Source organism: Chitinophaga horti (assembly GCF_022867795.2).
Taxonomy (GTDB): domain Bacteria; phylum Bacteroidota; class Bacteroidia; order Chitinophagales; family Chitinophagaceae; genus Chitinophaga; species Chitinophaga horti.
In genome coordinates this window covers 3,443,793-3,457,592 of the sequence record NZ_CP107006.1, presented here as the reverse complement: position 1 = coordinate 3,457,592, position 13,800 = coordinate 3,443,793, and the positions used below count along the sequence as shown (strand labels likewise).

Genomic DNA, 13,800 nt, shown 5'->3' with positions numbered 1-13,800 from the left:
CATCATAGGAAAGGGTCGTATTTACAACCCAAGGTTTCCTTTTCCTTCCTTGTCCTGCATCGCCATCAGCGTTTCCAGGTCGTCTTCCTCCACTTCGCCGATTTTACTCAGATAGGTGATAATGCCTTCCTGTATATGTACTTCCTGTAACATCAGCGGGTGTTGAAGGATGATGTTCTCGAAGTCGGGCGATTGAAAATTGAGCGATAAATTTTCCTGTATGTAGATATGTACACTATCGGTAGCAGCATTGGAAATATCTTCCAGGGATGCGGCGTTTTGGTCGCTCATGAAATCCAGTGTATGAAAAATAACCGAAGTAGCGTCGAGTGCGGCCGAAGCCAGTGCCGTTCCGAAATCTTCCGGCAGCGGCGTGTGTTCGTTTACGATATGCAGTAACCGTTCGCGTTGGGTCTGATTGATATTTTTAGCCAATACGGCAGCGCGTACGAACTGGATGGCCTCCTTCAGGATGGCCGGGTCGCCAAAAGCATTTTTATTGGAGAAATGAACATAATTCGGGTATAATCTTTCACAGGCCAGGTAGGCGAAGGCGAGCTGTTTATGGTAGCCCAAGCCTTTCAGATTCCCCAGGTTTTTAATATACATAACGTCCAAGATAAGGACGAAATCAATTATTCCCTATCGTATTTTTCTATACCTCTTCGGAAGGGCTCAGTTTCAGTTGATTAAAGTATCTTTCAGAAAAGAAACCATATGCGCACAGAGAAAGAAAAGATGCTGGCCGGCGAGTTATACAACGCCGGTTCGCCCGAGTTACAGGCCGATAGCCTCGCCAATGCCCGGTGGATGATCCGTTACAACCAGTCAGCCCCCGAAGAACGTGAGGCATTACTGAAGGAAGGTTTAGGCAAAGTAGGCGAGCAGGTAAATATCCGTCCGCCGTTCCATTGCGATTATGGCTATAATATTTTGTTGGGAGATGGTGTGGTTATGAACTTCAATTGCATTATCCTGGACGTAATGCCCGTACACATCGGTGATATGACACAGATCGGTCCTGGTGTACAAATACTCACCGCCGATCACCCGCGCGATCCTGAGCAGCGTAAAGCCGGACTGGAATCGGGTAAAGCGATCCATATTGGTAAAAATGTGTGGATTGGTGGTGGGGCGTTATTAATGCCCGGTATAACTGTAGGGGATGATGCGATTATCGGCGCGGGCAGTGTGGTCACTAAAAATGTTCCTGCGGGCGCGACCGTGGTAGGGAATCCTGCGAGAGTAGTACCTAAGTCCTGATAAAATGAAAGGCTGTATCAAAAGTACGCTGGCCATTTTACTGGATGCCAGGGTGGTCAGCGTACTTTAGATATAGCACTTTGTATATTATTCTTCTTCGAAAGTATCGCGTTGTTCCTGTGCTAGCTGGTAAGCTTCCTGTACAGGCACTTTTTTGCGCTCCAGTTTATCGATGTTTTTGCCTTCGTTCGTCCACAGGAAAGGATAGAAGCTGAATACTTCGTTGCCATCCAATCCGCTAACATCCTTTTCCCAACCCTTCCAGCGGAAGCCTTCATAAAACTCGTCGAGGTCGCCATTGAAGCAAAAAGTAAGGAACTCACTGTAGCTGAGTTCTGTTTCTTCCCATTCCAGCGTGTCTGGGGCTAGATAGTACAGGTTGCCTGTATCTTCGCCGAACTCACCGCCATTGATCGCCCAGAAGCCGCCAATTGCATCGTCTGCCACCAGGAGGAAAGAGGGGGCATCGCCAGGTTGCTCGAAAGATTTGCCCAGGTTCCATGCCGGCAGACTGCGATTTAATTTCGCACTGCCCGATCCGAGTATACGCAACCAGCCATTATCGACCAGTATGCCACCAGTGCTATGAATAATGGCGCCCATGGGAGAGCGGGTGGTGACCTGCGTTTGGTACAGCGCGGCCTCCGCCTGGGCGGCATCGTTTGGCAATACTTCCACCAGGTTCGTGGCTTCGCTGATCCATTCCTGTACGAGCGGCCATCCTGGTTCGTCCAGGTTTATCAGTTCGTTGATCTCTTTCATATCTTGTGAGTGGCTTGTAAAATAATTAATTCTTCGGTTATATAGATGTCGGCTTCCTTCTATGCAGATAAATTTGCATTAATTATATTGGCAGCTGATCCACGTCTAAAACTTAGTTATGAGAAAAATCTTATTAGTGCTTGTAGCCCTCAGTCCTTTCGTGGCGCAAGCCCAGCCTGGTAAAGTACAAGCCAATGGCATCACCATTGCATACGAATCTTTTGGTAAACCCGACAAGCAAGCCATCCTGCTCATCAATGGTACCGGTTCTCCATTAACCGATTGGCCCGAAGCTTTCTGTAAAGACCTTGCTGGTCGTGGCTACCGCGTTATCCGTTTCGATAACCGCGACGCCGGCTTAACGACACATCTCGACTCGCTCGGTCAGCCTGATTGGGCGGGCATCATCCCTTTGATCAAAAAATGTGGTCCGGCCCCGTTGCCTTATACCTTACTGGATATGGCCAAAGATGCCACCGGTTTACTCACTGCGTTAAAGATCGACAAAGCCCATATCGTTGGCGTTTCTATGGGAGGTGCCATCGCGCAAATCCTCACCATTAATTTTCCTGATCGCGTGCGTAGCCTTACCAGCGTGATGGCCTCTTCCGGCAATCCTGAGCTACCGCCTGCCAAACCCGAAGCCATGGCAGCGATGATGACCCCGCCCCCGGCCAGTACCCATGCGGATACATTGTCGAACTACATGGCGGGTATATACAAGGCATTGGGTAGTACAGACGGTGAAGCGCTGCGTAAGCAGCGCGCGTTAATGCATATTAACCGCGCCTGGTATCCTACAGGCACTGCCCGTCACGCCGCCGCTGTGATCATTGGCGATAATTGCGATCGTCGTCCTGATCTGGCAAAAATAAAAGTACCAGCAATGGTGATTCATGGAGATGCGGACCCATTAGTAACAGTGGCATCCGGTAAGGAAGTGGCGGCTACGATTCCGGGATGCGAGTTGGTCGTGGTGGAAGGAATGGGGCATGATGTGTCGGAAAGGTTTTTGGGGCAGATGGCGGATGCGGTGGTGCGGAATGTGGGGCGGGCTAAAAAATAAATTTATCAACGTATAAAGGGCTGGATACCTAAGTATCCGGCTCTTTTTATTTAAAGCAGGGGATAAAACTTATCAACATCTGCAGAAATGAAATATTGTTAGCTAAAAATTTTAGTATTTTCGCTAAAAATATTCGCACTGTAATTATAGACACTTTCAATGCCCTCCGCAAAAGCAGACATCATCGCCCAACTGCGGCGGGATTTACTCCCGTTGCAAGGCCTGAAGCCAAAGCTCAGCAATCCTTCGCTGAACTTTGGTCTCGGCCCGATGAAGTTTGCTTTTCCGAATGCAACGTTCCCGGTGGGAGCGGTGCATGAGCTGGTCAGCTATAGCCAGGAAGGCGCAGCGGCTACGAATGGATTCATGGCCGGGCTGCTGTCCTTACTGATGAAGCAACATGGTGTGATATTATGGATCGGTGCTGCCGGAACGCTTTATCCGCCTGCTTTAAAAACATTTGGTATCGAGGCCGATAAAGTGATTTTTGTACAGGCGCGGCAGGATAAAGAGTTGTTGTGGGCGATGGAGGAAGCGCTTCGTTGTGAAGGATTGGCTGCTGTAGTGGGAGAAGTGGGAGCGTTGAGTTTTAAAGCATCCCGGCGGCTACAACTCGCGGTTGAAAATAGTAACGTAACTGGGTTTGTGGTGCTCCGCAATCCTCGCCATATGAGTACTACTGCTTGTGTGACACGCTGGGTAATTGAGCCGTTGCCAAGTTTGCAGGATGATGAAATGCCGGGTGTTGGTTTTCCAAGATGGAAAGTGTCGTTGATGAAAGTGCGTAATGGTAAACCGGGTGTTTGGGAAATGGAGTGGGTAGCAGGAAGGTTCAGGCATCTGCATGTTAAACCTGTTATTTCCCGGCAGCCTCAAAAACAAACCGGGTGATATGCAGCAGCGTTTTGTGTCGTTGTGGTTCCGTTATCTCAAAACGGATTGGTTCACGCTTCGTCAACCCAGGTTGAAAGATATGCCTTTTGTATTGGCGTTGCCGGTACATGGACGTATGGTAATAACCGCTGCTAATCGTTTGGCAGAAAAAGGAGGCGTAGCAGTGGGAATGGTAGTGGCGGATGCGCGTTCTATTTTATCCGGCTTGGAAGTATTAGACGACCGGCCGGAGTTAGGTGATAAATTATTAAAAGGGATTGCGGAATGGTGTATCCGGTATACACCAATAGCTGCAGTCGATTCGCCGGATGGTATTGTGCTGGATGCTTCCGGTTGCGCATATCTGTGGGGTGGCGAGCAGGCTTACGTAAACGATCTTGTGGAGAGGCTCGGCAAGAAAGGTTATCAGCTGTGCGCTGCTATGGCAGATACGGTGGGGAGTGCATGGGCGTTTGCGAGGTATAGTGTCGACTTGAATCAGCAGGCAACGGCAAGTAAACATACAGCGTCAATAGTCTCGGATGCAGTAACCTTGCAGCATACAACGCCTGCCCGAGACGCCGTGCATCCTGGAGCAATCGTTATCCGCCCCCGCGAACATCTCAACGCACTATTACCACTGCCGCCTGCTGCACTCCGCATAGACGCTACCGTCCAGGAACGCCTGTACAAACTAGGCCTCCGCGATATACAGAGTTTCGCAGCGCTGCCAAGAACGTCGCTCCGTAAACGTTTTGGGCCGCAAACCTTGCTACGGCTCGATCAGGCATTTGGTCGCGAGCAGGAATTTATTACGCCGGTCATCTCTCCCGAATTATACCAGGAGCGATTACCTTGCCTCGAACCGATCGTTACTGCCAAAGGGATCGAGATGGCGTTGGAAAACTTGCTGGCAATGATGTGTAACCGCTTAACGCATGAGGAAAAAGGTCTGCGCATCGCACAACTGAAATGTTATTGTGTCGATGGGCGTGTAGAAACGGTCGGCGTGCAAACCAACCGGCCGTCTCATAACGCAAAACATATCTTCAAACTTTTTGAAGATAAGATCCGGAGTATTCGTCCGGACCTGGGCATTGAACTCTTCGTACTCGAAGCCCCACAGGTAGAAGAGGTGAGCCATGTACAGGATGCCATCTGGCGGCAGGATAACAGCCTGCAGGATACCGCCCTCGCAGAGTTACTCGACCGCCTGGCGGGACGTCTCGGTGCAGCGCAGATCAAACGTTTCCTGCCGGCAGAACACTACTGGCCGGAACGGGCGGTCAAACCAGCGACCTCTTTTCATGAGGAACCGGATATTCCCTGGCGGCTGGACAGGCCAAGGCCCATTCTCCTGCTACCGCAACCGGAACTGATAGTAGTTGCCGCGCCTATCCCGGATTATCCGCCGATGAACTTCCGGTACAAAGGCGTTTTACATACAATCAAACGTGCCGATGGACCAGAGCGCATCGAGCAGGAATGGTGGCTGCAGCAAGGGCAGCACCGTGACTATTACACCGTGGAGGACGAGTTGGGCCGCCGTTACTGGCTGTTCCGCCTCGGACACTATGATGAGGAACGAACTTTTCAGTGGTTCATTCATGGTTTTTTTGCGTAACGATAACGTGCAGTATGCAGTACATCGAATTACAAGTAACGTCTAATTTCAGCTTCCTCCGTGGGGCCTCGCATCCGCACGAACTGGTAGAGCAGGCCGCCGTACTCGGTTATACAGCTATTGCACTCACCGATCGTAATAGCCTGGCAGGTGTGGTGCGTGCGCATGTAGCGGCGCAAAAAAATGGCATCCGGTTTATTACAGGCTGCCGCCTCGATCTTATGGATGGCCCCAGTTTGCTGGTGTATCCCACCAACCTGGCAGCGTATTCAAGATTATGCCGGTTGCTGTCCTCAGGTAATCTTCGTGCTGAAAAAGGCGAATGCCATCTGTATAAAAAAGATGTGTACGAACATGCGGAAGGCATGAAGATCATTGCCATCCCTCCCTCTAAACTAAATGCTCACTTTACATTTGAGCCTGAATTTAAACAGGCGTTAAGGGAGTATCGTAACATATTTGGTGATCAGCTGTACCTAGCTGCTACGCGTTATTACCAGGGGGATGATAATAAATACCTGTATGCACTTTCGCTATTAGAGGTGCCGATGGTGATCACCAATGATGTGCATTATCATTGCTCCGAACGTCGCGAGTTGCAGGATATACTTACCTGTGTAAGGGAAAAGTGTACGATTTACAATGCCGGTTACCGCCTTCATCCCAATGCAGAACGATACCTGAAACCCATTCCTGAAATGGAACGCCTGTTCCGCCTTTACCAGCAGGCATTGGAACGAACAACAGAGATCGCAGATGCCTGTACGTTTTCGCTGGATGAACTGAAGTATGAATACCCGGAAGAAATTACTTCCGAAGGCCGTACTCCGCAGGAAGAATTGACTTACCAGGTTTGGAAAGGTGCGCATCGGCATTTCGGTAAAGAGCTGCCCACAAAGGTGGCGCAGGCCATCGAATATGAATTGAAGTTCATCGAGGGGATGAATTATGCATCTTATTTTCTCACCGTCTACGATATTGTGCGCTTCGCCCGTGAGCAAGGCATTCTTTGTCAGGGACGTGGCTCTGCCGCGAACTCCACGGCTTGTTTCTGCTTGGGTATCACGTCGGTTGATCCCACGCAGATCGATCTGTTGTTCGAACGGTTTATTTCATCTGCCCGCAATGAGCCCCCGGATATTGATGTTGACTTCGAACATGAGCGCCGTGAAGAGGTGATCCAATATATCTATCATAAATATGGCCGCGATCGTGCTGCAATCGTTGCAACGGTTACGCAACAACATCAAAAGGGCGCACTCAGGGATGTAGCCAAGGCGATGGGCTTGTCGGTAGATGCGATCAACAGGTTGTCTGGCAGCATCTGGCAATATACAGACGAGTGGTTCGAAGAAAAAGGATATCAGAACAAGGTCTGGACCCGGGGGATAAGCACTTGCATAAAATACTGGACCTCACTGCGCAGTTTATGGGATTTCCGCGGCAGCTAGGGCAGCATACCGGCGGTTTCGTGATCACGAGGGGCAAACTCATTGATTTGTGTCCGGTCATGAATGCGCGCATGGAAGATCGTACCTGCATCGAATGGAATAAGGATGATATTGATGCCTTAGGATTTATGAAGATAGATGTGCTGGCATTGGGCATGCTCACCTGCATCCGCAAAGCCTTCGACCTGGGAAAACAACATCATAAAAAAACATGGACGCTGGCTGGGTTTACGAATAATGATGATGAGGTGTATGAAATGATTTCCCGCGCGGATACGATTGGTGTGTTCCAGATTGAAAGCCGCGCCCAGCAATCGATGTTGCCGCGTTTAAGACCCAAGGTGTTTTATGACCTGGTGATTGAGGTGGCGATCGTTCGTCCCGGCCCTATACAAGGTGATATGGTGCATCCTTACCTGCGCAGGCGTAATAAGGAGGAACCGGTCGACTATCCTCCCGGACTGGAAAGTATCCTGAAGAAAACCTTAGGCGTCCCCCTTTTCCAGGAACAAGCGATGAACATTGCGATACAGGCGGCCGGGTTTACGCCGTCCGAGGCGGATGCGTTGCGTCGTAGCATGGCGACCTTTAAGCTGAAAGGTTTGGTCAGTCAGTTCGAAGAAAAACTGGTCTTAGGGATGTTGGCAAACGGTTACGAACTTGATTTCGCTAAACGCATCTTCAAACAGCTGGAAGGCTTTGGTAGTTACGGCTTCCCGGAAAGTCATGCTGCCAGTTTTGCATTGCTGGTATACGTTTCCTGCTACATAAAATGCCACTACCCGGATGTATTTGCCTGCGCCTTACTCAACAGTATGCCGATGGGTTTTTATCAACCCGCTCAAATCGTGATCGATGCGAGAAGGCACGGCGTGGAAGTTCGGGAGGCAGATGTAAATCACTCCATGTGGGATAATACGCTTGAGCCTATGCACGGCCGCTATTTTGCATTACGCATTGGTTTCAGGCAGATAAAGGGCATGCGGCAGGAAGATGCGATGTTGCTCACAGCGCATCGTGGTGAAGGTTATACCAGTATCGATGAGATGCACAATGTCGGCATGACCACCCCGGTTTTGGAAAAGCTGGCCGATGCAGATGCTTTTCGTTCGATGGGCCTCGACCGCCGCCAGGCGCTATGGGCCGTGTCTGTCCGGGAAGGACGCCCGAACGGTATATTCACTGGTCAGCGAGAGGAGGAGCAGCCGGTAAAATTGCCCGCCATGCAGCTATCCGAACATGTGGTAGAAGATTATGCGAGCTTATCCCTATCCCTCAAAGCCCATCCGGTAAGTTTTGTAAGAGAGAAACTCACGCAACTGCATATCGTATCTGCCCGTGATTTGTTCAGTATTCCCAATGGCACACCGCTGAAAATTGCCGGCCTCGTACTGGTCAGGCAGCGCCCGGGAACTGCCGGCGGCGTATGTTTTATGACGATTGAGGACGAAACAGGCACCGCCAACCTCGTGGTGTTTGAAAGTCTCTTCGAAAAATATCGCAAAGAGATCCTGCATGCCCGCCTGCTCATGGTAGAAGGTAAATTGCAACGCGAAGGCGAAGTAATTCACGTCGTCGTTAAACGTTGCTACGATCTTTCTAAACTATTACGCCTGCTCAATTCCTCGCAAAAAGATCCCAATGTTCTCACCCTCGCGCGTGCTGATGAAAAGCCCCTGCCAGACTTTCCGAGCCAGGACAAAAGAACGCAGGTGCGTGAAAGCGCGCAGGAAATTGTGTTTCCGCAGGCGCGGAATTTCAGGTAACGTCGTGCGCAGTAAAAAGCAAAGCCTCCCACCCGGGAGGCCTTGCTCAGGTATCAAAATGGCTGATTATTTCTTCTTTCCTTCCAACGCCTGCTCTATCCTGTTCGCAATATCCTGTAAATGATACTTCGAAACGCCCGACTGTAAAGGGATCGCTCGCAATACATCCTGGCGCAAAGCACCCAGGTGTACACGCATGATGCTCGATACATCGTTTGCAGTAGGATCGGGGTTGACATAAAAAATAGTACCGTTCCCGTTATTGCGCCCCACGATCTCGTTGGTGGCAACGAATGACTTGAACGCATTCTCCACATACATTTTTTGCAAATTGCGGCGAGGCATTTCTATCGGCTTATTATTGTACAACTCGCCCCAGATGCCCTGCTTCATATCTTCCAGGAACTCTGTCGCTTTATATAACTTCCGGCCCTTGTTCGTTTCTTCCGCCTTCAACAACGTCATAAGTGTACCTGATCCCTGCAATTTCATCAATACGGCAAACTGTCCGGCACTCAGGTGAATCATAGGGTCGACACCCGTGAGGGCAGTCAATGAGTCGTTCACGATCCAGCGCGGTGTGGTAAACAGGTTGTCGCATAAAAACTTCATGGCTGCTTTCTGGCGCTCATATTCAACAGGCTCCAGTATCACACCGGGCTGCTCAACGCTTTTTGGCGTAACATACTCGCCGGCCACACTTTTCAGTACCTGCACATTGTACAGGCGGTATTGCCTCAATACTTCCTCGTACATGTTTTTTAACGCGTTATATCCTTCATTGGGTTCGCGCGTCCAGGTTTTAAGCTGGGGCAGGATGCGTTGCAGGTTTTTGATGCCGTATTGGCTCGCCAGCACAGTGTTATCACCCAGGTCTTCGCTCTGATCGCGGGGATCGCTGCTGTTAAACTCATTGCCGTAGTACAGGCGTTTATTCGTTGCCAGGCTATCGATGATCAGTTTGTTCAGATAAGGCGCCTCGTCTTTCGCACTCCTGAATTGCGGATACCAACGGTAACCGAACTCAATAGCCCAGGTGTCGTATTCTCCAATGCGCGGAAAGATGCCCGCCCTGCCAATATTATCCTCCGGTTGCGCCACATAGTTAAAGCGGGCATAGTCCATGATCGATGGGGTATGCCCATGCGCTTCCACGTACTTTTTGTTACGCAGTTTTTCCACCGGTATGGTGGAGCTGGAGCCGAAGTTGTGGGTAAGACCTAAGGTATGCCCTACTTCGTGTGAGGATACAAAACGGATCAGTTGTCCCATCAGCTCATCATCGAACTGCATTTTGCGGGCGCCGGGGTCGATCGCGCCGGCCTGCACCATGTACCAGTTGCGTACCAGTTGCATGATGTTGTGGTACCAGTTGATGTGCGATTCGATGATCTCCCCGCTGCGTGGGTCATGTACGTGCGGACCGCTTGCATTCGGTACGGCCGAAGGTTTATACACCAGCACGTTATGCCGCGCATCTTCCATACTCCAGGTGCTATCGTCTGTTGGCGCCGGTAAAGCTTTGATGGCGTTCTTGAAACCTGCCTGCTCAAAGGCTTTTTGCCAGTCGTTTACGCCCGCGATCAGGTAAGGCACCCACTTCTTTGGTGTAGCGGGATCAATATAATAGATGATCGGCTTTTTCGGTTCCACCAATTCGCCGCGTGTATATTTTTCCATGTCTTCTTCCTTTGGCTCCAGACGCCAGCGGGTAATGAGGTAACGTTCTCTTACACCCTGTGGATCTGCATCAAAATCTACATAACCACGTGCAAAGAAGCCTACACGCGCATCGAAGTAACGCGGTTGCATCGGCACAGTTGGCAGTAACACCATAGAGCTGTTTAATTCATAGGTATCTGGTATAGTTGATGCGGCAGCCGCCCCGGATTTCATGTAGGTGCGTACGGAGCGCAGTTCAACGTTCATAGGAAAGGCTTTCACCGATGAAACATAAGACCGATCTGCCTGCACGGCCCCGATGTTCAACACGGTTTTCAGCTGGGCGGAGAAATAGAAGATCTCATTTTCTGTGTTGAGATAATCCGTTACATCTATCACCGTGCTATTCGCTTCTTTATGATAAGCCTTTACGGGGAACGCTGCCGCAATCGGTTCGAAGTTGGAATTGAGCACAGAACGATACAAGCCATTAGGTGTCGTGTCGGCCGACCGTTCGTTGAAGCGCATCAGCTTCATAAATATTTTATCATCCGGTCCCTTCTCAAAATGGATCACGTTTTCACCGATATGATCGCCGGCATAGTTAGTCATTTGCGGTCTGGGGCCGGCTGCTGCCCGCGCAATCCTGTTCACCACGAGTATCTCGCGGCCAAGCATCGAATCCGGCAGTTCGAAGTAAATGCGGTTGTTCAGTTGATGCACCGTAAACATGCCTGCGTAGCTTTTCGATTTGGCAGTAATGACTTGTGCGTAGGGCTTAATAACAGCGGGGATGGTATCCGTTTTTTTGGCAACGCTGTCTTTCGGTGAAGCGGGCTTCTGCCCGTATGCAGCCGTGCCCATTGCAAGCAGCGCTATCCATGTAATGTTAGATCTAAGCATGGTTTATTGCAGTATTTCTTCTAGTTTTTTGATTAGTTGTTCGCCGCGAAGGTCTTTCGCTACGATTTTTCCTTTTGGGTCGATAAGAAAGTTCTGTGGGATCGACCGCACCATGTACAGTTTCGCCAAGGGTTCATCCCAGTATTGGAGGGAGGATACATGTTGCCAGGCTAATCTATCCTGGTAAATTGCCTTCATCCACGCTTCTTTTTTGCCCGGTTGATCGAGCGATACGGAAAGAATGTGGAAGTTTTTGTTTTTAAACTGCTGATACGCCGCAACAACTACCGGATTCTCTTCCCTGCACGGGCCGCACCAGCTAGCCCAGAAGTCGATCAGCACGTATTTACCTTTGTAATCTGCGAGCTGCACCTGCCTGCCCGATGTATCGGTAGAGGTGAATAGAGGTGCCTTTGCGCCTAAACGTACAGCCATGTAACGGTCGATCACCTGCTTGAGCTTAACGCCATTTTCGCTTTCACGAACGGGTCTTTTTAAGCCGGCAAACATGCGATCGTAGATGGTAATGTCGTCCGGGATAGCACCGATCACTTCTTTCAGCGCATCGAGGCTGGCATAGTAGTCCGGGTGTTTTTTAATGAACGCTATTGCCTGCTGCTTGCGTTGCAGCCTTATTTCACGTGCTTCTGCGCGATACAGTGCCAGGCCGATGGTGTCGTACTTCGCTTTCTTTGCCTGCACATCCAGGTATTGCTGCTGCAGGTCTTCCAGCTTCTTGTCCGCACCGGCAAGCGCTCGTTTCAATTCTGCTTTTTGTGCTGCGATCAGCGCCGTGTCCGACTGGGCATACAGGTTGCAGGCGGCCAGGCTGCATAGGGCCGCGAGAAGAAGGTGTTTCATGTCGAAAACAGTTTTATGAAAGAACATCGGAAGACCGCCCCGCCGCCTGTCGTAAGGCCGCAAGTGGGACGATCTTCGTTGATGATGTTAAAAGGTGCGGCTGCCCAGTCCCTGCTCCATGTAGGTAATGTTGGTCACTCGACCATCGCCTTCAAAACTTGGTGCTGTTACAGGCTGAATGGTGCCGGTGGAGTTCACCTTATGCAACCATACCTTATAGTGTCCGTTTGCGTAAGAGGCAATCGCCAGGTAGTCTACGGTAGGCGGTACGGTAGCACTTACCGGCTGAGGGTACTTTACATGTTGAATACACGTAATCGTTTCACCAGCGGGTACACTTACCTGCAACGTTTCCGAAATGGTAGCGATATCCGTACGGTAGATGCTGTTGCCGATAGCGTAGTATACGTAGTCTGCATCATAGTTGCCGCCAATTGTGCTGGCATTCATCAACCCATGTTCAGAGGAAAGGTTTTGTTTATTAGGTACCAGCGGCGATTGAAAGCCGGCCAGGTAGCCATATTGCGCGTTTAACTTTGCCAATATGCCCGATCCGTCTGGTTTACGGAACAGGGCCATGGCCGCACTGCGTACACCCGCATAACCACCGATCCAGGTCATGTCGGCACCCATGTTTTTCAGATCGCCGCCATTAGACCCGAGGGCTGCAAAGTTGGCGAAGTTGTAACAGATCACAGATTTTGAGGTGATGTCAAACCCGATATCCATCGCTGCTACGCCTGCTACTCCAGAAACGCGGTAGGTGGGAGGCAGGTCAGCGAATAATGCGCCTTTTGTCATCGCGTAAGCCAGGTTGTTATTGATGAGGCCTATGTTGCTGCCCGACATCGACACCAGCGCGTTCTGTAACTTGCGCACCGGCGGCTTGCTGAAGAAGATGTCGTCAAAGCTGTTCACTACTTTACCATTGTCTACCCTGCAAACCAGCAGGTCGTTTTCTGATAAAACCATCAGTGTACTAAACAGGTTGGTAGATGACAGGCCGGTCTTATAGCCGGGTATGAACACTGCTTTCACGGCTTTGCCGGACATTTTTCTGCCCTCGTTAAAGAACGCGATCCAATTGTTGATACGGCCTTCCGGGTGGATGAAGTCGAAGTCGGTATGTGCACCGTCGTCTTTCAACAGGTACCAGCCTTTCATCGTAAGGGTAGCCACGGTAAGCGGGATGTTGATCATCTTCACTACGCCGGATGCTTTATGCTTTACATTGAAGATCAGGTAATAGTTGCCCGGGTCCATTACTACGGCATATTCGATGTTTTTGGTACGTGCCAATGTATCTGGCTTGGGTACCTGGCCAGTGCCTTGCACAAAGCCGGTGGTGTAAACCGTCCAGTAAAAGTCGTACAGCGACTCATCGGCCACCGTTGGATTGATGCGCAGCGTATCGCGGCGGGTGTATAAGGAATAGGCTTCCTCCAAACCATCTACTTCCACGGCGGGCAGCGGGTTCGTGATGCCGGAGCTGTCGTCTTTGCTGCACGCGCCGGCCAGTATTACCAGGAGGCAGGCAGCAATGATATATATCTTTTTCATGTTGATGCG

At 50.4% G+C, this 13,800-nt stretch carries 10 protein-coding genes and 1 pseudogene; 6 read left to right on the top strand and 5 right to left on the bottom strand.

Annotated features, from left to right (window positions below):
• Nucleotides 1-21: 21 nt before the first annotated feature.
• Nucleotides 22-609 (bottom strand): YjaG family protein, encoded by a 588-nt coding sequence (locus MKQ68_RS13870; RefSeq protein ID WP_264279654.1) that lies wholly within the window; start codon nt 607-609, stop codon nt 22-24.
• A gap of 108 nt (nt 610-717) precedes the next feature.
• Here MKQ68_RS13870 and MKQ68_RS13865 point away from each other — a divergent pair, with 108 nt between their 5' ends.
• On the top strand, nt 718-1,263 hold the full coding sequence (locus tag MKQ68_RS13865; RefSeq protein ID WP_244845706.1) for a sugar O-acetyltransferase: 546 nt from the start codon (nt 718-720) through the stop codon (nt 1,261-1,263).
• An 87-nt stretch (nt 1,264-1,350) separates the two neighbouring features.
• Here the strand turns inward: MKQ68_RS13865 and MKQ68_RS13860 are convergent, their stop codons facing one another.
• Nucleotides 1,351-2,025 carry a DUF2625 domain-containing protein gene (locus MKQ68_RS13860; protein WP_264279653.1) on the bottom strand — a complete coding sequence of 225 codons (675 nt, stop codon included), beginning with the start codon at nt 2,023-2,025 and terminating at the stop codon, nt 1,351-1,353.
• 118 nt (nt 2,026-2,143) lie between these two features.
• On the opposite strand from MKQ68_RS13860, the gene MKQ68_RS13855 reads away from it, so the two are divergent.
• From MKQ68_RS13855 to MKQ68_RS25920, 5 genes and pseudogenes are all read left to right on the top strand, one after another.
• Nucleotides 2,144-3,091: an alpha/beta fold hydrolase gene (locus MKQ68_RS13855; protein ID WP_264279652.1), complete on the top strand. Its 948-nt coding sequence runs from the start codon at nt 2,144-2,146 to the stop codon at nt 3,089-3,091.
• Between the two features lie 159 nt (nt 3,092-3,250).
• On the top strand, nt 3,251-3,982 hold the full coding sequence (locus MKQ68_RS13850) for an ImuA family protein (protein ID WP_264279651.1): 732 nt from the start codon (nt 3,251-3,253) through the stop codon (nt 3,980-3,982).
• Between the two features lies 1 nt (nt 3,983).
• Nucleotides 3,984-5,588, top strand: coding sequence for a Y-family DNA polymerase (locus tag MKQ68_RS13845; RefSeq protein WP_264279650.1), 1,605 nt, complete (start codon nt 3,984-3,986; stop codon nt 5,586-5,588).
• Between the two features lie 14 nt (nt 5,589-5,602).
• A pseudogene (locus tag MKQ68_RS25925) lies at nt 5,603-8,248 on the top strand (helix-hairpin-helix domain-containing protein); the annotation flags it as partial.
• 14 nt (nt 8,249-8,262) lie between these two features.
• Nucleotides 8,263-8,805, top strand: coding sequence for an OB-fold nucleic acid binding domain-containing protein (locus MKQ68_RS25920; protein WP_432803745.1), 543 nt, complete (start codon nt 8,263-8,265; stop codon nt 8,803-8,805).
• A 66-nt stretch (nt 8,806-8,871) separates the two neighbouring features.
• Here the strand turns inward: MKQ68_RS25920 and MKQ68_RS13830 are convergent, their stop codons facing one another.
• The 3 genes from MKQ68_RS13830 to MKQ68_RS13820 all read right to left on the bottom strand — a co-directional run bounded on the left by MKQ68_RS13830 (nt 8,872) and on the right by MKQ68_RS13820 (nt 13,791).
• Nucleotides 8,872-11,370 (bottom strand): zinc-dependent metalloprotease, encoded by a 2,499-nt coding sequence (locus tag MKQ68_RS13830; RefSeq protein WP_264279649.1) that lies wholly within the window; start codon nt 11,368-11,370, stop codon nt 8,872-8,874.
• Nucleotides 11,371-11,373: 3 nt separating this feature from the next.
• Nucleotides 11,374-12,231 (bottom strand): peroxiredoxin family protein, encoded by an 858-nt coding sequence (locus MKQ68_RS13825; RefSeq protein ID WP_264279648.1) that lies wholly within the window; start codon nt 12,229-12,231, stop codon nt 11,374-11,376.
• Nucleotides 12,232-12,318: 87 nt separating this feature from the next.
• Nucleotides 12,319-13,791: a PKD-like family lipoprotein gene (locus MKQ68_RS13820; RefSeq protein WP_264279647.1), complete on the bottom strand. Its 1,473-nt coding sequence runs from the start codon at nt 13,789-13,791 to the stop codon at nt 12,319-12,321.
• Between the last annotated feature and the right edge of the window lie 9 nt (nt 13,792-13,800).

Excerpts from the sequence above, each read along its gene's own strand:
- MKQ68_RS13870 (WP_264279654.1), bottom strand. The coding sequence starts at position 609 with ATGTATATTAAAAACCTGGGGAATCTGAAAGGCTTGGGCTACCATAAA.
- MKQ68_RS13865 (WP_244845706.1), top strand. The coding sequence starts at position 718 with ATGCGCACAGAGAAAGAAAAGATGCTGGCCGGCGAGTTATACAACGCC.
- MKQ68_RS13860 (WP_264279653.1), bottom strand. The coding sequence starts at position 2,025 with ATGAAAGAGATCAACGAACTGATAAACCTGGACGAACCAGGATGGCCG.
- MKQ68_RS13855 (WP_264279652.1), top strand. The coding sequence starts at position 2,144 with ATGAGAAAAATCTTATTAGTGCTTGTAGCCCTCAGTCCTTTCGTGGCG.
- MKQ68_RS13850 (WP_264279651.1), top strand. The coding sequence starts at position 3,251 with ATGCCCTCCGCAAAAGCAGACATCATCGCCCAACTGCGGCGGGATTTA.
- MKQ68_RS13845 (WP_264279650.1), top strand. The coding sequence starts at position 3,984 with ATGCAGCAGCGTTTTGTGTCGTTGTGGTTCCGTTATCTCAAAACGGAT.
- MKQ68_RS25920 (WP_432803745.1), top strand. The coding sequence starts at position 8,263 with ATGCAGCTATCCGAACATGTGGTAGAAGATTATGCGAGCTTATCCCTA.
- MKQ68_RS13830 (WP_264279649.1), bottom strand. The coding sequence starts at position 11,370 with ATGCTTAGATCTAACATTACATGGATAGCGCTGCTTGCAATGGGCACG.
- MKQ68_RS13825 (WP_264279648.1), bottom strand. The coding sequence starts at position 12,231 with ATGAAACACCTTCTTCTCGCGGCCCTATGCAGCCTGGCCGCCTGCAAC.
- MKQ68_RS13820 (WP_264279647.1), bottom strand. The coding sequence starts at position 13,791 with ATGAAAAAGATATATATCATTGCTGCCTGCCTCCTGGTAATACTGGCC.